The 19,685-nt window shown below is 57.4% G+C and carries 15 protein-coding genes and 7 pseudogenes; 7 read left to right on the top strand and 15 right to left on the bottom strand.

Annotated features, from left to right (window positions below; all coding sequences use genetic code 11):
• Window positions 1-357: 357 nt before the first annotated feature.
• From MLPF_RS16280 to cydC, 7 genes and pseudogenes are all read left to right on the top strand, one after another.
• A pseudogene (locus MLPF_RS16280) lies at window positions 358-522 on the top strand (hypothetical protein); the annotation flags it as partial.
• A 64-nt stretch (window positions 523-586) separates the two neighbouring features.
• Window positions 587-781 carry a nucleotidyl cyclase domain-containing protein gene (locus MLPF_RS08535; RefSeq protein WP_236685010.1) on the top strand — a complete coding sequence of 65 codons (195 nt, stop codon included), beginning with the start codon at window positions 587-589 and terminating at the stop codon, window positions 779-781.
• Window positions 782-859: 78 nt separating this feature from the next.
• Entirely contained in the window at window positions 860-1,054 is a 195-nt protein-coding gene (locus tag MLPF_RS08530) for an adenylate/guanylate cyclase domain-containing protein (RefSeq protein ID WP_237817117.1), read from the top strand.
• A gap of 356 nt (window positions 1,055-1,410) precedes the next feature.
• Window positions 1,411-2,858: pseudogene (locus tag MLPF_RS08525) on the top strand (cytochrome ubiquinol oxidase subunit I).
• 43 nt (window positions 2,859-2,901) lie between these two features.
• Window positions 2,902-3,930 (top strand): annotated as a pseudogene (cydB, locus tag MLPF_RS08520) (cytochrome d ubiquinol oxidase subunit II).
• 87 nt (window positions 3,931-4,017) lie between these two features.
• Window positions 4,018-5,583 (top strand): annotated as a pseudogene (locus MLPF_RS08515) (ATP-binding cassette domain-containing protein).
• Between the two features lie 125 nt (window positions 5,584-5,708).
• A pseudogene (gene cydC / locus MLPF_RS08510) lies at window positions 5,709-7,266 on the top strand (thiol reductant ABC exporter subunit CydC); the annotation flags it as partial.
• A gap of 136 nt (window positions 7,267-7,402) precedes the next feature.
• Here the strand turns inward: cydC and MLPF_RS15790 are convergent.
• From MLPF_RS15790 to MLPF_RS08445, 15 genes and pseudogenes are all read right to left on the bottom strand, one after another.
• Window positions 7,403-7,528, bottom strand: a complete 126-nt coding sequence (locus MLPF_RS15790; RefSeq protein WP_272946109.1) for a hypothetical protein — start codon at window positions 7,526-7,528, stop codon at window positions 7,403-7,405.
• Between the two features lie 16 nt (window positions 7,529-7,544).
• Window positions 7,545-7,790 (bottom strand): annotated as a pseudogene (locus MLPF_RS17480) (SDR family NAD(P)-dependent oxidoreductase); the annotation flags it as partial.
• Between the two features lie 18 nt (window positions 7,791-7,808).
• Window positions 7,809-7,952: a hypothetical protein gene (locus MLPF_RS08505; RefSeq protein ID WP_156147078.1), complete on the bottom strand. Its 144-nt coding sequence runs from the start codon at window positions 7,950-7,952 to the stop codon at window positions 7,809-7,811.
• Between the two features lie 774 nt (window positions 7,953-8,726).
• Window positions 8,727-9,020 carry a hypothetical protein gene (locus MLPF_RS17475; protein WP_237755972.1) on the bottom strand — a complete coding sequence of 98 codons (294 nt, stop codon included), beginning with the start codon at window positions 9,018-9,020 and terminating at the stop codon, window positions 8,727-8,729.
• Window positions 9,021-9,589: 569 nt separating this feature from the next.
• The gene (locus MLPF_RS08495; RefSeq protein ID WP_045843032.1) at window positions 9,590-10,456 is read right to left on the bottom strand and encodes an acyl-CoA thioesterase II; all 867 of its coding nucleotides are present in this window, start codon (window positions 10,454-10,456) and stop codon (window positions 9,590-9,592) included.
• A gap of 127 nt (window positions 10,457-10,583) precedes the next feature.
• Window positions 10,584-12,002, bottom strand: a complete 1,419-nt coding sequence (gene pyk, locus MLPF_RS08490) for a pyruvate kinase (protein WP_045843031.1) — start codon at window positions 12,000-12,002, stop codon at window positions 10,584-10,586.
• 82 nt (window positions 12,003-12,084) lie between these two features.
• Window positions 12,085-12,525: a DUF2752 domain-containing protein gene (locus tag MLPF_RS08485; RefSeq protein WP_045843030.1), complete on the bottom strand. Its 441-nt coding sequence runs from the start codon at window positions 12,523-12,525 to the stop codon at window positions 12,085-12,087.
• Window positions 12,515-12,904: a hypothetical protein gene (locus MLPF_RS08480; protein WP_427901933.1), complete on the bottom strand. Its 390-nt coding sequence runs from the start codon at window positions 12,902-12,904 to the stop codon at window positions 12,515-12,517. The genes MLPF_RS08485 and MLPF_RS08480 overlap by 11 nt, the downstream gene beginning before the upstream one ends.
• A 167-nt stretch (window positions 12,905-13,071) precedes the next feature.
• Window positions 13,072-13,284 carry a hypothetical protein gene (locus tag MLPF_RS08475; protein ID WP_236685007.1) on the bottom strand — a complete coding sequence of 71 codons (213 nt, stop codon included), beginning with the start codon at window positions 13,282-13,284 and terminating at the stop codon, window positions 13,072-13,074.
• Window positions 13,265-14,299, bottom strand: a complete 1,035-nt coding sequence (gene lgt / locus MLPF_RS08470) for a prolipoprotein diacylglyceryl transferase (RefSeq protein ID WP_045843029.1) — start codon at window positions 14,297-14,299, stop codon at window positions 13,265-13,267. The genes MLPF_RS08475 and lgt overlap by 20 nt, the downstream gene beginning before the upstream one ends.
• Window positions 14,296-15,108 carry a tryptophan synthase subunit alpha gene (gene trpA / locus MLPF_RS08465; protein ID WP_045843028.1) on the bottom strand — a complete coding sequence of 271 codons (813 nt, stop codon included), beginning with the start codon at window positions 15,106-15,108 and terminating at the stop codon, window positions 14,296-14,298. The genes lgt and trpA overlap by 4 nt, the downstream gene beginning before the upstream one ends.
• Window positions 15,105-16,358: a tryptophan synthase subunit beta gene (trpB, locus tag MLPF_RS08460; protein ID WP_193386733.1), complete on the bottom strand. Its 1,254-nt coding sequence runs from the start codon at window positions 16,356-16,358 to the stop codon at window positions 15,105-15,107. The genes trpA and trpB overlap by 4 nt, the downstream gene beginning before the upstream one ends.
• A gap of 63 nt (window positions 16,359-16,421) precedes the next feature.
• The gene (gene trpC / locus MLPF_RS08455; protein WP_045843026.1) at window positions 16,422-17,240 is read right to left on the bottom strand and encodes an indole-3-glycerol phosphate synthase TrpC; all 819 of its coding nucleotides are present in this window, start codon (window positions 17,238-17,240) and stop codon (window positions 16,422-16,424) included.
• Window positions 17,241-17,352: 112 nt separating this feature from the next.
• Window positions 17,353-18,012: pseudogene (locus tag MLPF_RS08450) on the bottom strand (TIGR02234 family membrane protein); the annotation flags it as partial.
• The gene (locus MLPF_RS08445; protein ID WP_045843024.1) at window positions 18,012-19,601 is read right to left on the bottom strand and encodes an anthranilate synthase component I; all 1,590 of its coding nucleotides are present in this window, start codon (window positions 19,599-19,601) and stop codon (window positions 18,012-18,014) included. The gene MLPF_RS08445 and the pseudogene MLPF_RS08450, both read right to left, overlap by 1 nt.
• Window positions 19,602-19,685 lie beyond the last annotated feature (84 nt).

Genomic DNA, 19,685 nt, shown 5'->3' with positions numbered 1-19,685 from the left:
CGGAAGGACCAAACAGCTTCGGCGCACCACCCAGACTGTGTCGCAACCGTGCGGCCACAATCAACATTACACCGAAACTGTGGCTGGTGACAACGCGTGCCTAACCTAACCACCTGGCTGGCTGAGATGGTGAGCGCGAGTTTCTTGATTGTGCAGACTGTAGCCGAAACATAGTCCTGGTAGATCAGCTCGATCAACGTTGGCATCACGATAATCTTCACAATTGTCCCGCTGCTGCACCGTTTCGCAGATCTAGTCCCGCTGTTGAAATATATCGGCATAGCCGATATATTTCGGTCTTCCCAAGCTGCTGGGGACGAGGGCACCGCGGTCGGGCTCTACAGTTCTTCTTCGCAGGTGCCTGTTTTGTGGTGCTGTTGGATATTGAGAACATCGTGTTGGCGTCGGCCCACTAGAGGCCCACTCGGCACCGAGCTTGTCATCGCGCTGGAACGTCTGGTTTCGCGTACCACCAGGTTAAAGCCAGGACTAGGACCAGTCGATCGGTTTGTCCTAACCACAGCCTCGGCGTGCGTTATGGCGGTCGTTACAGTGCGGTTCACCTTGCGAGACACCGCGCGCCGAGGTGATGATGTCAGCCTGTTACGACCGCTCCGAAGCCTTGTTAGCCAACATGTTGCCAGCCAGTATCACCAAGCGGCTCAAAGAGCCCGACCAAACCGTCATCGCCGATAAATACGACGATGCTTCGGTCCTGTGCGCCAACATCGTTGGCGTCACTAAGCACAGCACCCAAAGCACACCGCACCGGCCGATCTAGGGCGGTTGCCGGACCAACCATACAGCGCTTTCGATGCGCCGGTGGACAAGCACTGCCTGAAGAAGATCAAAGTCAGCGGTGACTTCTAACATGTACATGGCAGTCCACGGAGTTCCAGGGCCAGGTCCTGACCATGTACAGGCGCTTGCGGACTTTGCCCTCGATATGGCCGATGTTGCAGCCGGACTGGAGAATCCGCACGACCTCGCAATGCCAGTGCGGGTCGGGCTGACCGACGGCACGGTCATCACCGAGGTAGCGGAGTCTCGGTAGTTTTCTACGATGTTGTGGGGCGACGCGGTTAACATCGCGTCCGGGATGGAATCCACCAACTCGGTGAGAATACATTCAAGTGCCGGAGACAGCTTACCAGCTCCTCAGTGAGGAAAAGCGCGGTCGCATTGAGGTCATAAAAAATAAAGCACCATGCGCACGTGGTATCTCCTCGGACGCAAGGTCATTGATGATTCCAGCCACCTGTTTGTCGAGGAATCACGCACGGCCCACGTTTGAGCCGTCGAATCCACGGGAAATTGCCAGTAGCGCCGACTAAGGCCATCTACTACACTGCATCATAGCAAACTAATTAGGCCCATAGGCTCGGGAGATGACCGGCGAACGCCGTCGATATTTCACGGTGGCAGTTCGGTACCACCACCGTCTACTACTTCATCTTCGTTCTCCTCACCATTGGTCTGGCTCCCTTGGTAGTCGTTATGTAAACAGTGTGGGTAACAACTCGGTAACACCGCGTGGTATCGACTAACCAAATTCCTCGACAAGCTGTTCCTGATCAACTTCAACATCGGCATGGCAACCGGAATAGTCCAAAAATCTCAGTTGGGGATGAATTGGAGCGAGTACTCACGGTTCGTCGGTGACGTCTTCAGCACCCCGGTAACACTGGAGGGCCTGGCCACCTTATTTCTTCGAGTCTACCTTCCTAGGGCTGTGGATCTTATCTTCGGATGGGGCAGGCTACCTCAGCTGGGTCTTACCTGGCGTGCATCTGGATTGTCGCGATTTCGGTCAACGCGCCCGCATTCTTCATGCTTATAGCGAACTCGTTCATGCAGCATCCGGTGGGCGGGCACTACAACCCAACGACCCGGAGGGCCGAATTGACCAGCATTTCCGTGTTGCTCAGCAATAACACTGCGCAAAAAGCTTTTTCGCACGCTGTCGCCGTCTCATTGCTGACCGCGAGGACATTTGTCGTCACAGTCAGCGCCTGGTGACTAGTTAGTTCCCACCAAACCAGGGCCGAATCAGATGCCCACACCATGTATCGCCCGAGCAACCATCCTGGGTAGCGGGATCGCTGGTTGCCAGCGTAGGCGTGTTCTTCAGCGGTGACCACCAAAGCAAATGGATGTTCCAACAGCAACCGATGAAAATGGCTTCGGCCGAATAGCTATGCGACACTGAAACCGATCCGGCCTTCTCGATCCTCACGGTCGGCACCCATAACAACTGCGAAAGCATTACCCGTGTGATCGAGGTCCTCTACGTTCTGCCGTTCCGTGCTAATAGGCAATTCAGCAATGTGACACTGCACAGTGTACGCGACATCCAGCAGAGGTACCAACAAAGATGCGGACCAAATGACTACCGACCCAACCTATTCGTCACCCACTGGTCCTTTCGTGCGACGATCGGGCTACTTGCGATTCTAGCGTTGTTTGCACTGACGGTGTTGTGACGCACCCACGGCGGTCGGCTTCCCAATCAGCGATGATTCGCTCGGCGGGCGCTGCTGACCATTCCCACACCGTTCCTGGCCAACGGCGCCGGCTGGGTGTTCACCGAAATGAGGCCAACCCTGGATAGCCACCCCAACCCGACCGGCGATCAACTGGTCCGGCTCACCGTCTACGAAGGTGTCTCGCACCACACTTCCAGCATGGTCATAACCTCACTGGTGACATTCACCCTAGTCCACACGGTGCTCGCGGTCATCTGATGCTAGCTACTCAAACGCTACGTCACCTAAGGACCGCAGGAGCACGACGCCGAACCGGCAGCGACCACCGCGCCCGGCAGTGACGAAGTAGCCCCGTTGTCTTTCGCTTACTAACGCTTACGAACTCCCGAAAGGAGTTGACCAGTGGGACTCCAGGATATTGTGGTTCGCTGTTATAACAGCACTGTTCCTTGGCTTCTTCATCCTGGATGTTCATCCTGGAGAGCGTCGACTTCAACGTGAGTATGTTAATGAAGCCGTTCGCTCACGTGCGAACAGGAAGCCCACCAGCGCGCTGCGCTGAACACCATCGCCCCGGTATGGGACAGCAACGAGATCTGGCTGATCGTTGCGGGCGCTGCGATGTTCGCCGCTTTTCCCGGTTGGTACGCCACCGTATTCTCCACATTGTACCTGCCGCTGCTGACCATCCTTTTCGACATGATCGTGCGTGCCGTCGCCATCGAATGGCGTGGCAAGATTGACGGCACAACATGGCGCTACTGGGCCGATTTCGGCATTGTTGCCGGATCATAGTTGCCTGCGGCATTGTGGAGCGTAACGTTCGCCATTTTGGTTCGCGGACTCCCCGTGGACACCAATACTCACGTCAACCTGTCAATCACTGAAGTGCTCAATGGCTACACACGTTGGGTGGCTTAGCCACAGTCAGGCTGTTTTTGATCTACAGCGCGGTGTTTGCCACATTGAAGATCTCCGGTCCGATCCACGACGATGCCTACCGACTCTCTGCCTGGTTGTCGCTTCTGGTGACAGGACTGGTTGCGGGCTTCGAACTTCGGATGCAACTGGCGCATAGTAAGAACTGAACCTGGCTGGTGTTAGCTGTCGCGGTGGTCACGCAGGTGGTAACAGTAATGATTGGTATAGCGGCACGCATCCGAAGGCTGGGTGTTCACGTGCACCGACGTGGTAGTGGCAGCCGTGGTAATCTTTTTGTTCCGCAATACTATATCCAAACTTGGTGCCCTCGATGCTGAACACACACACACTGGAGCATGAACATCTACAACACCTCGTCGACTCTCTACACTCTCAAGATCATGACGGGAGTGACTGCGATGTTTGTACCACTAAAACTAGTGTATCACGAGTGGATATATTTGATTCTCCAACAACGAATCTCGAACCTCCACCGATCGGCCTGACGAAGCGTACGTCCTGAACGCAAAAAACTCAACCAGCGGAGCTCCCCTGGATCCGCGACTGTGGGGAGACATCCAGCGCGTTACGCCGCCTCCTGGCCACCACCGTGGATTGCGGCGCGGTGATCTCGAGCTGCGTGATCAGCTCAGCGATTCTGCTGGCCAGCATCGTCGCGCGGGTAATCACCGATCCCTCAGCACGCGACTTGCACGACTGGCTGGGTCCACTGTCAATCCTGTTTGTGCTGTCAATCATACGCACAACTACACATTGGCTTCAGGCACACCTGGGCCACCGTGGCGCTAGCGCGGTTATCGCCGATCTCAACGGTCAGGTACTGGCATCCGTGACAGCCCAGCAACCCGGTGGGCTAGTAGCACAGCTCGATGCCACCGCGGTAGTGGTCAGTCGTGGCCTCAACGGCTTGCTCCCCTACTTCACCGAGTACCCCCTCCCGAGTTTGCTGCTGGCCACAATCCTCCCCCCCCGGGGCGGTCACCGTGATCACGCTCTACAACATGAAATCGACTGCGATAGAACTGATAACACTGCCGTTGATACCAAATTTCATAGTGCTGATCGGGTTGACAACGACCGAACGATCGGCGGAGGCGCTAGTCGCTACAACAATCCTACAAGCGCGACTGTTGGATCTGATCTCTGGTATCCGCGCACAATGCGGGCACTGGTCCGTGACCAGTTTCCAAAACATCGAATAGCCGAACTCGTTGCTGACCAACGATACTCGACGATGGCAACACTAAGGATTGCGTTCTTATCGGCATTGGTGTATGAATTGCTGGCCACGCTGGGTGCAGCATTGATCGCTGTCGGTATCGGCCTTAACCTGGTGTTCGGCGAGATCGGTCTGAGCTTCGGCTTAACCGTCCTGTTGCTGGTGCCGGACGTGTACTGACCGCTGCTGCGCGTCAGCGTGGAATTCCATGCGGCACAGAACTGCAGGGCTGTTTCCGACAAGGCACTCTCGCGCATCGAAACGGCCGCACCGGCTGGCCCACCTTCGCAACAAACAGTCACCGCGCGTGGCACCGCGAGATCAGCCTCGAAAAGCTCAGCGTGACCAGCCGCGAAGACCGCGCCCCTAATGATTTCACCGCAGTGATCGAACCGAGTCAATTAACTGTGTTGACCGGGCGAAAAGGTGCAGGCCAAGCACTACACTGCAAGCAATCTCCAGAATAACCACGCCATCGTCAGGCCGCGTCGCCGTTGCTGTCGTCGACGTCACCGACCTGAGCCCCGCCTCTTGGTGGCGGCAATTATCCTGGCTGCCGCAGCGACCGATACTAATACCGGGAACCGTCGGTGACAACCTGCTTCTTCTGGGTGGTCTGAACAACTCTGAAAACTTGAAACTTCCTTCGTTACACCTAGATTCGACACCATTCTGGACAATCTGCTGTACGGGAAAGAAACCATTGTAGATAGTAGAGGAGTCAGACTGTCATTGGGACAGCAGCGGCTGGGCTTGGCCCGAGCCTTCGGATCAGACGCATCCGTGCCGCTGCTCGACGAGCCAACCGCACACCTGGATACCCACACCGAAAACAAGATGGTACACGCCATCGTACAACGTGCACAAGCTGGTGCGACCATGGTAATCGTCGGCAACCGCAAGCACGTTGTCGCCATTGGTGACTGGGTTTACTGATGTAACCGCGAATCTATAAGATAGCGAGGTACATTGTGTGCCAATTTGATCCCGCAAAGATCACAAGTATAGAGAAACGGGTGCAACGGGTCAGTCTGCAGAAGACTTTGCTAGACGCGTTGATCCTGATGCTAGCCGGGGTTTCAGCATGGTTGATCACCCGGGCCTGGCAAATACCTACCGTGTTGGATCTATCCGTTGCGGTGGTCACGATAAGAACTTTCGCGATTTCTCGGGGCTTACTACACTACTGCGAGCGACTGGCCACACACGACACCGTGCTACGCGCGACCAACACCGCTTCGCGTGCAGATCTATCATAGGCTAACCAACGGACCGGTGGCAGCCTCTATCCGACTACCGAGTGGTGGACTAGTGGCACGAGTCGGTGCCTACGTAGACGAAATTGGCCACCGCGCTGGTTCGAGAGGTAGTTATCATGGACGTCTTAATGGTCTTGTCACTGGCGGCAACTGCTGTTTTCTCAGCTATTTCTCGGCCGGCCGCTGCGGTACTGGAGATCTGCCTACTAATCACAGGTGTTGTGGCGCCTTAGTGTGCTGACAGTGCCACTGCGGCGCAGGAAATATTTCCCGGGAACATCATTCCGAACGCGATACGTCTGCCATGATTGCGCTTGAACATGCGCCAGAACTGCGCTTCACAGGTACACTGCCAATTGTCATCGCTGAATCACAACGCCAGCAATATGCTTGGGGTAACCTCCTCGAGGGCGAGACCAGGCCAGAAACAGTCGCTGAGGCAGTGCCAACCGCGGCGATCGGGACCAGTTTGCTCATCGCTGTGGTGGCCGGGATCGCAATAACCCCAAACTTCTTGCCAAACCACACTGGCCGTTCTGATGTTGTTGCCGCTTTAGGCATTTTAATCGATGACTCCATTACCTGCTGCCGCCGTCCAGTTGATACGGTCGCGAACAGCGGCGTATCGCCTCCTCGACCTAGCTCCGTCAAGCTGCCTTTGGCGTGCGTAATCTACGACAACGACACTGCTAACTACCTGAACTAGAAGGTTATTCGACGAAATCAGTTTGGGACATGCCGAAGCAATGCGGCCATTCCGGATAACCCTCGACCTACCACCCGGCGTCCAACTGACCGTCACCAGAGCTAGTGGCGCTGGTAAAAACGATACTACTGATGACAGTCGCGGACCTGCTACCTCCGCTGTGTGGACAGGTCCTGCTGAACGGAGTCGACATCAGACAATTCAATGAAACTCAATTTCTCAGCACTGAAATATTTTTCGCCAAGGAAACGCACATTTTCGCCACCACGATTTGAAACAACCTTCTGGTCGCGTGCAGTGATTACCGAGACGAAGAACTGGCAACGGTATTAGCGGCAGTCGGCCTCAACAGCTGGATCACCAGTTTGCCAGAGAGTCTATCGACCGTGTTGATCTTTGGCGCACAGTCAGTCTCGGCGGACCAGCGCAAGAAGTTGCCGCTAGTTCGTGCTGTACTCTAACCTGCCCGAATCGTGCTGCTCGACGAACCTAACGAACACCTCGATGCGATCGACACCGAACGGTGCGCTAGGTGATCTGTTGGCGCCCAACTTCGCTCTGATGTCCAACGATAGAACCGTCGTGATAGCCATTCACCACCTTCCCAAAGACCCTCGCTGCGAAGAACTATGCATCGAAGCAGCGAGGTCGTAACTTCACATCCCTCCGCCAACCGGCGCAACCAACGACAGCTAAGTAGGGGGAATATTCAAGTTGACTCTTCATCCATCGAAGAACCTAATCGCACGTCGTCGTAGGAAGCCACGCCATCAGCGTTTCGGCAACAACCTTATCCGGCGGACATCGACGCCACTGCCCGCAACGACATGATCGAGGTATCCAAGCCCGTAAAATGGCCTTCGTACAGTCCGCGGCGCTCCGCCGCCGCGCCATCCAACATGTCGTACGTATCCATCCCAATACATGTCAGTGTCCGTCGCTCCTACCTCGATAAGCACAACAGCGCTGTTCCACCGCTTCAACTCTATACGCAGCACGTCGCCCACGGCCTGAAGTGCAAATTTCGAGGCGGAGTATGCATAGATCAGCAGAAACGCTACTTTGCCAACGAGACTCGAAACGAGAACGATCCGGCCTTGTGCAAACCATAACTGCAGTAGTACCGCCTGGGTCACCGCAACCTGACCGAGAAGTTTAACTCGAATTGCGGCTGCAGCTCCGCTAGCAGGAGTGCTTCAAGGCAATCCGCTGGCAATGATGACGGCCTCCAGGCTGTCGAGAAACAAACCGTCTAGTGCAGCAACACGATCAGCGTCCGTGATATCGAGGATGACCAGCGTAATCGGATGGTCTGTCGTGATCGGCAGCCGCATCGCCATCGGTGCGGACCCCGGCGAACATCGCCCAGACATTCTCCGCCAGGTGGATGGCGATCGAGCCTCCGATTCCGCAAACAGCGCTGGTGATACGGGCCGATGACATGCCCGCGAATTTAGAACCCAGCCCGGCGTACGATCAAACTGTTTCAAAACCAACAGAGCGGGCGGGCCGATTGGTCGCAAATATCTTTTTAGAGATGCCTGCGATGCGACATGAACTCCAGCGATAACAACACGAACATCAAGGGAATGATTTGCGTTATCGAGATCAGCGCTTAGCATTACTCGCCCAACGCGTGAAACTTGCGTGTAATAATGGTCATAGTGACTCAAGTGCAATCAACAGATCTAAGACATGAAGAAGCCGGCAGAGAATACACTACAATAGACCGGATTGCATGTATTCGAAGATTGTCGGGAATGGTCGAACACAATAGCGATAGCCACTAATCCTCCCAGCCTTTTAAGCGGCTGTCATAATGTCAATGCTACACTGTACATCGATACCGTTCGGGGCTTCGTTTACGACGCCAAAGCGCAAGCAAGGATGATATCGGCGTCCTGCTGGCAGAAATCGCAGACCAGTGAAAGCCCTGCACACGGCCTGAGGAAGCTCTGGCGACAATCTAGCTGTATTACGGAAACTGCCTCTCCAGCACTCCATCGAGGTTCATGTAAAATCGGCTATCCATGTGCGCCCTGATGTGCGATGCCCACGTTACTTCGGTAAATTCAGTCAACCGCCTATCGTCAAGTTCCTGTTCTGCCATAATCTCAGTCGTGATGCCGCAATTGTGGGTGCGCTGCACTTGCCTGACACAGGTTGCCGGAACTTCCGTCCCACCGTGTCGAAGCTAGACACATCGATGACAATATCGCGGCGATAGGTATTGCCCGCAGCGATTGCCCGAGCGCGACAAGATCACTCCATAGCTTGAGCCGCCACTCGCTGCAATCCACCACCGCGATCTGCCAGACATAGGTATGGCGCAAGGCGGCGAAGTCAGTGACTAACTCGGAGAATTGCTCCTCGGCGTCAAGAGGGTCCCTGGTGGTGGCATTGCTCAATTTCCAGTTACGTGGCAGATCCACGGACTGTAGACCTGACGATATCGGCTACATCAAGCACCATCCCCGAACTGGCTACCAGCACGTCACTGAGCAAATCGAAGGGCAGCCACTTGCACCCCCGGCCCATACCCGCCAATACCATCAGAGGCGCAGCTGTCGCGTGCATGGTCGTCACTCGAGACTCCAGTATGATGCCACGAGCGATTAATGCCATCGCAGCCAGGACCGTCAGTTACCAGCCGGCGGCGGTAAACTTTACCCCGGGTGATGGTGACAGCGAGCGATCAGCACGATCAGCCAGAGTACGGCGCAAAACAGAACCATAGCACCGATCCAGCGAGCAGCGAGCGAATCGACGTAAACCACGACGCGTTCACGCACGTGGAACCTCGGTCCGACCATCGATCGGCGGTTCGTTCACAATCACCTCCCGATGTCGCTACTTTTTAGCTAAGCAACTCACCCATCGCTTCCCACCGCGCAAGTACCACCTACCGAAACGGTACGTTTAACCAGGACGGTGCTGAGCCTAAATAGGACAGTCTTTTTGCGCATCGAGCTATGGTCTATCGACGGGAGGCAGGAAAGTATTTCAGTACCCCTTCTTGGACCACCGTGGCAATTAGTTGCCCCGAGCGATCAAACAAATGCCCAGTGCCCAGCCCGCGCGAATCTGCAGCTACCGGCGACGAAGTCGAATACAATACCCAGTCATCGAAGTTCACCTGTCGGTGAAACCACACCGAATGGTTAGCGGAAACAGCGAAAATACGGTCGAAACCCCACGACAGCCCATGGGTAGTGATGACCGAATCCAACACGGTGGTGTCGGTGGAATACAACATTGCCGCGGTATGTATCACAGGATCATTGGGCAATACTCCCAACGCCTTAACCCAGACCCGATTGTAGGCAAGCCGTTGGCCTTTGTCACGCATAACCCAAGACGGGTCATTGATATAGCGCCATTCGATCGGTTGCAACGCATTGACGAAGTGCTGCACAGTCTGCTCGTAGCCGCGTAACAACTCGCCTATCGGCGGTCGGGTATGAGGTTCGGCCGCCTCCGGCGGCTCGACAGCATGCTCGAGCCCACGCCCGCCAGACATGTACGAAACCATCGCTGAGGACAACAACATGCCGTCCTGCACCGCGTCGACACGACGATTGGCGAAACGCCGCTCGTCACGCAGCCTTACAACGTGAAACTCGATTTCCTTAGTTGTATCACCACCATTGATGAAGTGCACTGAAAATGCGCTGGGCGGCAGGTCGTCTCGGGTCAGTGTGCGGCTACTAGCCACAAAGGACTGCGCCACGAGCTGCCCGCCGAATGTCCGCAGCGGGTTCTTGCTGGGATGGTATCCGATGAATAGATCGTCGGCGACGCGGTTGAGATTCAATACCGCAAGCAGTTCCTCGAAGTCAGACATGGCCTTTTTCCCAGGGTCTTCTCGCGCATTCGGCTCATCGCCAGGCCGACACAGGCTCTCCTCAGACTGATTGCCTAGCTCCTCGTCGAACCGCTACTTGGCCCGCATCGCCGTCGGGCGGGGCGGACTATACGTCGTCCTCTCCGATCCGGTGTACATGGATCAGGTTGGTCGAGCCTACTGTGCCAGGTGGCGTGCCAGCGACGATCACCACCAAATCACCACGCTTGTAACGACCAAGTTCGAGCAGTGACCTGTCCACCTGTCGGATCATGCCGTCAGTGGACAGCATCTTTGGTACAAGAAATGTCTCGGTGCCCCAAGTCATAGCGAGTTGGCTGCGCACCTCTGGCCACGCGGTGAAGGCAAGCAGCGGCAGCGGGGTATGTAGACGCGCCAGTCGTCGCACCGTGTCACCGGATTGAGTGAACGCGACCAAGGCCTTAGCGTCAAGTCTTTCACCGATGTCGCGAGCAGCGTACGAGATTACCCCCCGCTTCGTACGAGGTACGTGCGTCAACGGCGGCGCGGCCGTGGAATTCTCCTCAACCGCGCACACAATGCGCGACATCGTCTTCACAGCCGCCAACGGGTATTTCCCCACCGACGTTTCCTCGGACAACATGAGCGCGTCGGCGCCGTCGAGCACCGCATTAGCGACGTCGGAAGCCTCAGCTCGGGTCGGCCGGGAGTTCTCGATCATCGAGTCGAGCATCTGGGTTGCCACGATGACGGGTTTCGCATTCTCCCTGGCCATCTGAATTGCCCGCTTCTGCACCAGTGGGACCTCTTCAAGTGGCAGCTCGACACCCAGGTCGCCGCGGGCCACCATGATGGCATCGAATGCCAGCACGATAGCTTCGAGGTTATCGACGGCTTCCGGCTTCTCCAGCTTGGCGATTACCGGTACTCGCCGCCCGATGCGATCCATCGCTCTGTGGACGAGCTCAACGTCAGACGGCGAGCGCACGAACGAAAGCGCAACCAGGTCGGCGCCTAGATTCAGTGCGAACGTGAGGTCCTCAATGTCCTTGTCCGACAAGGCCGGAGCGGACACGTGCATCCCGGGCAACGACATGCCCTTGTTGTTGCTAACCGGGCCGCCTTCAGTGACAGTACAGACTACGTCGTCACCATCGATGGCCGAGACCACCAGTCCGACCTTGCCGTCATCGACCAGAACCCGATCACCGACCACCGCATCCCTAGCCAAATTCTTGTAGGTGGTTGATACCCGGCTGTGGCTACCATGGCAGTCGGCCACAGTGATCCGTACCGTTTCACCGTCAGCCCAGTAGGTGGACCCCGCGGCAAAGCGTCCCAGCCTGATCTTCGGGCCCTGCAGGTCGGCGAGCACGCCGACCGCGCGTCCGGTTGCATCAGACGCTACGCGCACCCGATCGTAAACGGCCTTGTGATCGGAGTAATCGCCGTGACTGAAGTTCATACGGGCGACGTCCATTCCGGCTTCGACCAGCGCCCGGATTAACTCGTCCGATTGTGTTGCAGGGCCAAGGGTACAGACGATCTTCCCGCGTCTCGTCACGGCGACCCAGCATAGTCTCGCCAATAACCAGTGCGGATTTCAGGTACGTAAGGACGACTAATTTGTCCGGCGTGCCGCGCGGTTACCCGCTGTAAACAGTCGGAACCAACGGGAACCCAGGCACGTTGCGCAGCACCGTCCACACGATCGACGCGACCATGACCGTCAGCAACGCGGCTGTCGGCAGTACTGACTGGCCAAAGCAGCGACGCGGCACAACCCAGCCAACCAAGACTGGGATTCCGACCAACAGAAAAACATTGTCGTTGACGCTGGCCGCCAGATCGCCGTGCAATAGGTCATGCATCAACCTAAGGCCACCACAAAGCGGGCAGTTCCAGCCCGTGAGCAGCCTAAACGGACACAGCGGATAAACCAAATCCGCGTTGTGCGGGTCGAAGAACCCGACATAGCCGAATGCGCCGGCCAATAGCATCCCCGAACCGGCCACACCGTAAAGACGACGATTGGGGTCCTGCTGACGACGCTGCTGTACAGCTCGCAAGACCTGGTTAGGTTCCATAGCGCAACAGGCGATCCGACAGGTCCCTTACTTTGTAGGTCAATATCAACAGCGCGTCGACAATACCCCAGATGACCGCACCAAGGCCGAACGTGAAGATGTCTAACAGCACCTGCACAATACCCAGCCCGATGTAGCCAAGGTAGATGCTCCCGATGGCCAAGATGCCGATTAAGTCAAGCAGCGAGACCAGACCCGCGACAGTCTTCGATTTGTCGGAAAATAGCTGCCCGGTGACCGGATACCGACCCCAGAGTGCGGCCGGATCAAGGTAGCTCCCAGACTCCGGGTATTGCGGATACGACGGCAAATACCCAGATGAATAACCTGGCGGTGGCGATCCAGAGCTTGCCGGATCAGACCACAACTGATCAATCACATTTTCAGCATGCCAGATCCACCGGGCTACAAACCCAACCACCGCAACGTGCGTTCGGCAACGACCGGACCGACGCAGCAGCCGGTTCCTCAGCCGGACAGTCCAGCGCTGCCACGTTGCCCCACAATCGCTCGCCAGAGGTCCCCGCCCTGCTCAACTACGGATTCTTATTCTTCTGGCTCGACATCGACCGGTACCATTATTTCTGACTCGGCGTCAGTGACGACGACCATGGTCTCCTCAACCAATTCCCTAACCGCCTCCGCGTCGAACCGGTGTTCCCGATCTTCGGTGTCGGATTCGGCACCGATAGTCAACTCTTTCTCCTCGGTAAATTGCTCAACCTTGTCTTCAACGGGCTCACACTTCGCGCTCTGCATCAGACTCAACGACTTCGGCAGATTCTATCGTTTCTGCCAACTCTTCGTCGGTAAAAACTAGCATCGCCGTGGTTGCAGCTGAGGCTGAAGCCACAGTCGCGTGCTGAGTCGCTGACTCGGGTTCTGGAATTTCTCTGGTGACATATTCAGCACCACAAAGGGTCTCAGGCTCCTCGCGCCCTGTTGGCGCCAGGATGATATAAACCACAGCCCCAATGAACACGAAAGTCGATGTGAACGAATTGATCCGGATTCCAGCGATGTGTGTGGCCGTGTCGTCGCGCAACAGCTCGATCCAAAACCGTCCGAAGCAATAGGCAGCGACATAGGTTGCAAACAGTCGGCCGTGGCCCAAGGTGAACCATCGGTCTACATAGATCAACGCGAAGAATACCAAAACGTCCCAGATCAATTCGTAAAGAAATGTCGGCTGTACGACGAACGCCAATTGTCCAGTCGAAACACCATCGAGCGAATGTGGGTCCAGGTATCCCGCGGGATTTCGACGGTAGAAGATTTCTAAGCCCCACGGCATCGTGGTTTCTCGGCCGTAAAGCTCCTGATTGAAATAGTTTCCTAACCGGCCGATCGCCTGTGCCAAAATGATTCCCGGAGCTAGCGCGTCACCGAATGCCGGCAACGGAATTCGGTGACATCGACAACCAAGCCACGCGCCCACGCAGCCGAGAGCCACGGCGCCCCATATGCCCAAGCCGCCGTCCCAGATTCGCAACGCCGCACCGAGCCCGGCACCGTTTTGCCCGAAGTAGGTTCGCCAATCAGTAGCCAGGTGATAGAGCCTGCCACCAACCAATCCGAAAGGCACAGCCCACAGCACTATGTCATAGGTCACGCCGCGCTCACCACCTCGAGCCTCCCAGCACCGGTCGCCGACCACTAGCGCAGCGACGATGCCGAGTATGATGAACAGCGCGTACGCCCGAATCGGCAGCGGACCAAGGTGCCACACCCCACGCGGTGGGCTGGGAAAATAGCCGGGCAACATCCTCGTCACATGGACGTCCTTTGGCGCACACCAGCAGCGAGTTCCTCAGTGAGAGCACGCAATCGAGGCAAACCGTCGCCCAGCGCCGAAACCAACGCGGAGCCAACGATGACACCGTCAGCGTAGCCTCCAATCTGCGCAGCCTGCTCCCGTGATCGCACCCCCAGGCCTACGCCGACCGCAATGTCAGATACTGCCTTCACCCTGGCCACCAGTTCTGGCACAACCGGCGACACCGCGTCACGCTCCCCGGTCACACCCATCGCAGACACCGCATAGACAAATCCGCGCGACACCCCGACCGTGGTCACCAACCGGCGAGGCGTCGATGACGGCGCCACCAGAAAAATACGATCCAACCGATGCTTCTCGGATGCCGCGATCCATTGGTGTGCTTCGTCGGGAATAAGATCGGGGATGACCAGACCATACCCTCCAGCCGACTCCAGATCCCGCGCAAACGCACAAACCCCATAGCGCAAAACAGGATTCCAATACGTCATCACCACAGCGCGTCCACCAGCTTGGCTGATCTCCTCGACCGCGGCTAGCGTATCGCGGACTCGCACTCCCCCACGAAGCGCAACCTCAGTGGCCCTAGCGATGGTTGGACCGTCCATGCCGGGATCCGAATACGGCACGCCGACTTCAATGATGTCGCAACCAGATTCGACGAGTTCGATCATACCGTCCACCGAAGTAGGCACATCGGGGTAACCGGTGGGCAGGTAACCAATCAGTGCCGCGCGATTGTCCGCACGACACGAATCGAAAACCGTACCAAGCCTACTTGTTTCGCTCTGATCCACAACCATCATCTGTTACCCAGCAGGCCGAACCACTTTGCAGCTGTCTCGACATCTTTGTCGCCGCGACCCGAGAGGTTCACCACTATGACCGCACCCTTGCCCATTTCAGAACCCAACTTGAGGGCACCGGCGACAGCATGCGCGGACTCGAGGGCGGGTAGAATACCTTCGGTGCGACACAGTAAACGAAACCCCTCTATCGCCTCAGAATCGGTAATTGGTTGGTATTCGGCGCGTCCGGTTTCCCTTAGCCACGCATGCTCGGGACCAACCCCCGGATAGTCCAGACCTGCTGAGATCGAATGTGATTCGATGGTCTGACCGTCATCGTCCTGGAGCAGGTAGGAGAACGTTCCCTGGAACGTTCCGGGCGAACCACCGGTGAATGTCGCAGCATGCCTACCGGTCTCGACGCCATCGCCGGCCGCCTCGAACCCGACCAGCCGTACACCCAGATCATCGAGGAACGCATGGAAGATTCCGATGGCGTTGGATCCTCCGCCGATGCACGCCGTGACCGCATCCGGTAACCGGCCGGCCTGATCCTGGATTTGCCCACGTGTCTCGAGGCCGATTACGCGCTGCAAATCACGCACCATGGTCGGAAAAGGATGGGGTCCCGAAGCGGTCCCGAAGCAGTAGTAAGTGTTCTCTGCATGAGTAACCCAATCCCGGAACGCGTCGTTGATAGCGTCCTTAAGCGTTTGCGAGCCACTCTCGACCGAGACGACCTCGGCACCCAGCAGCCGCATCCGCGCCACGTTGAGTGCCTGCCGAGCAGTGTCAACCGCACCCATGTAGATCACACAATCCAGGCCAAGCAGCGCACACGCCGTCGCCGTGGCTACCCCGTGCTGACCGGCACCCGTCTCAGCGATCACTCGCGTCTTGCCCATTCGTTGGGCCAGCAATGTCTGACCAAGAACATTGTTGATCTTGTGAGAACCAGTGTGGTTCAGGTCTTCTCGCTTGAGGAAGATGCGCGCCGAGCCAGCGTACTCGCTAAGCCGAGTAGCTTCATATAGCAGCGACGGCCGGCCAGCATAGTGTGTCTGCAACTTGTTCAACAGGTCCAGAAAGTCCTGATTGACGCGTTCCTTCTCGTAGGCGGCGGTGACCTCCTCGATCACCGCCATCAGCGCTTCGGGGACATAGCGACCGCCATAACCATCGGGGCCACCAAAATGCCCGCCCGAATCGGGGTCGTGGCGAGTGGGTTCGGAGATGGCCACGCTAAAACGGGATAGATTTGGCATCACCAAAACTCAACAGACAGCCGGCGGATAAGGCTCAATGTTTCACCACTGGATCTCAGCAAATGACTAGCGAGCCGGTTTTGGGCATGATGGGTGGGTGCCTGCGGTGACCAGATCGGCAACCGCTGCACGTGGGTCACCACTTTTCACCAGGCCTTCGCCGACCAATACGGCGTCAGCTCCCGCACCAGCGTAAGCCAACAGATCTGCGGTGCCACGTACACCGGATTCGGCGATCCTGATCACGTTACTTGGCAGACCGGGCGCAATTCGCGAGAAACAATCCCGGTCCACTTCTAACGTCATTAAATTGCGAGCGTTTACACCTATCACCTTGGCCCCCGCCTTTAGGGCCCGGTCCGCTTCTTGTTCCGTGCGAACTTCGACGAGAGCAATCATACCAAGTGATTCGGTGCGGTCCAGCATCGACATCAGCGCCGATTGGTCCAACGCAGCAACGATCAGCAACAACATATCAGCACCGTGCGCACGCGCCTCATGGATCTGATAAGGCTGCACCACAAAGTCTTTGCGCAATACTGGTACTGAGACCGCGGCACGTACCGCATCGAGGTCGTCGAGTGAACCATTAAAGCGACGTTTCTCAGTCAAAACGCTGATGATCCGAGCACCGCCGTCCTCGTAAGCCTGGGCCAGCTTTGCCGGGTCAGCGATGGTGGCTAATGGACCCACCGATGGACTGGCGCGCTTGACCTCGGCGATAACACCAATACCGGGCTCACGTAAAGCAGCCATAACGTCTAGCGGTGCTGGTGCGGCCGCAGCGGCTGCTTTGATTTCGGACAGGCTGATACAGGCTTCGCGTGCGGCAACATCGGCCCGGACCCCCTTTAGGATGGAGTCAAGCACAGTTGCCGGACACATGAGTGTCGTTTCCTTTCCCACTTGTCACCCACCGACCGGACACCGAACACGGTCCCCCGCCGATTTTGACGACGTTCATGAAGGGTAGCGACCGTCGGTACGCGGTCCACCACCGCCCCTCGGTGTCCGGCTCGCGGGGTCGGCCCGTCAGGTCTCGACCTTCGTCAAGCGCATCCCAGATCATCCGCTCTGATATCTGCGGGATCGCCGTCGTGGCACCGTCACGCCGCGCAATCGAACGGCGTTGGGCTAGAGTCACGTATTTGGATGTGCCCTGGCGGGCGGGTCCGATGACGGAAGCCGACCACATCAATAAAACAGCAGCAATTAGAGCGCACCCAGAAGCTGCCAACACAACCCCTGCGCCCAGATAGTGCCGTTGGCTGTCTACCAGCGACAGCAACGAGACGTGCACCAGGATAGCTCCGCGCACCGTTACATCCGGCAGCACCCACAGGCTGACACCCAAATAGCCGGCCAGGAAGCTAGCCACTGCCAGCAGACCTGCCAACACCCGCAACGGCCAACCGCGCACTGCGATTGCTGCGACAGTCGCGGCCAGCATGAGAAGCGCTAACGGCAGCAGCGCCGTCGACCATGACGCTCCGGAGAGAACCACCTCCTTTGGCGGACCCAACCCGTCGAACGATCGAATAACGACCCAGGGCAGCCGGGCCGCCGTCCACAGCGCGCCGGCGCCAACCACCAGCAACAACTGCGCTATTCGGATCGTCAGCCGGCCAGCCCGGGCGCTCTTGGTATCAGGAGCCATCACAGCCTCCCTGGATTGCCAGCCCCGTCCCTGGCGGCATAGCTGCCAGGGACGGGGCTACACCCGAAGTCCAAGGCAGTTAACGTCTCGGCAGCGGCGATAGCGTTCAATACCGCTCGAGCCTTGTTACTCGCCTCGATATATTCGTAGGACCCGTTGGAGTCGGCTACTATCCCACCGCCAGCTTGTACATACGCGATGCCGTCGCGCATTAGCGCCGTACGGATTGCTATCGCGAAGTCGGCGTTACCAGCAAAGTCGAGGTAACCGACCACCCCACCATAAAGGCCACGACGCGTCTTCTCCACTTCCTCGATCAGCTCCATGGACCGCACCTTTGGCGCACCCGACAGCGTGCCGGCGGGGAAGCAGGCGGTCACCGCGTCCAGGGCGGTGCGACCCTCACCGAGCAGCCCAGTCACCTTGGACACCATGTGCATTACGTGACTGTAACGTTCAATGTGGCTGTAATCCTCTACACGTATAGTGCCTGGCGTACAAACCCGACCAAGATCGTTGCGACCTAGATCGACAAGCATTAAGTGCTCTGCTCGTTCCTTCTCGTCGGCGAGCAGCTCTTTTTCCAGTAGCTGATCCTCTTCTTCGGTCTGACCTCGCCAGCGGGTTCCAGCGATCGGATGCGTCGTCGCCCAACCGTCCTTGACGGTCACCAATGCCTCCGGACTAGATCCGACGATCGAAAAGCCAGTTGCACCATCGTTATTCGGCACATGCAGCAGATACATGTAAGGGCTAGGGTTGGTGACCCGCAGCATGCGATAAACATCGATCGGATCGACATCGGTATCCACCTCGAAGCGCTGCGAAGGCACCACTTGAAAGACCTCACCGGCCGCGATCTGGTCGACGAGGTGGTCGACGATCGCACCATATTCCTCGATGGTGTACTGCGCTCGGCGCCGAGGGTCAGGCCGGCTGAACGTGGCAACGGTCGACGGCAGCGGCTGACCCAGTGCTGCGGTCATTACGTCCAAGCGCCCGATCGCATCGTCGTATGCCTGATCTACCCGATCATCGGTGCCGTTCCAGTTCACAGCGTTAGCGATCAGGGTGATCGTGCCCTCGTGATGGTCAACGGCCGCTACATCGGTGGCTAAAAGCAACAGCATATCGGGCAACTGCAGATCATTTAGGGCCAGTTCAGGCAGGCGTTCCAGGCTCCGCACCATGTCGTAGGCGAAGAAACCCACCATGCCACTCGATAGCGGTGGCAACCCGGGTATTGCCGCGGTGGCCAGTAACTCGAGCGTGGCCTGCAAGACATGCAGGGGTTCACCGCCAGTGGGCGCGTCCTGCGGCACAGTACCCAGCCACACCGCTTCGCCGTCACGAATTGTCAAAGCCGATGGCGCACCCACACCAATGAACGACCACTGCGACCAGGATCTGCCGTTCTCGGCCGACTCCAGTAGGAAGGTGCTCGGACGATTAGCAGCAAGCTTGCGGTATGCCGATAGTGGCGTCTCGCTATCAGCCAAGACCTTGCGGGTCACTGGAACCACCCGGTGATCGGCAGCTAGCTGGCGAAAGTCCTCACGTGACGTGGTGGAGGCGAGGTGGGTATGCACCGGTTCATCCTTGCAGATAGGCTGATCACGTCCGAACGTTCCTAAAACTACCGCCTTATATGGCGTGTCGCTGTGTAGACGCGC

The organism is Mycobacterium lepromatosis (genome assembly GCF_000975265.2).
Classification (GTDB): Bacteria; Actinomycetota; Actinomycetes; order Mycobacteriales; family Mycobacteriaceae; genus Mycobacterium; species Mycobacterium lepromatosis.
Note: the sequence above shows the minus strand (reverse complement) of the source record. Positions and strands in the feature narration are given on the sequence as shown.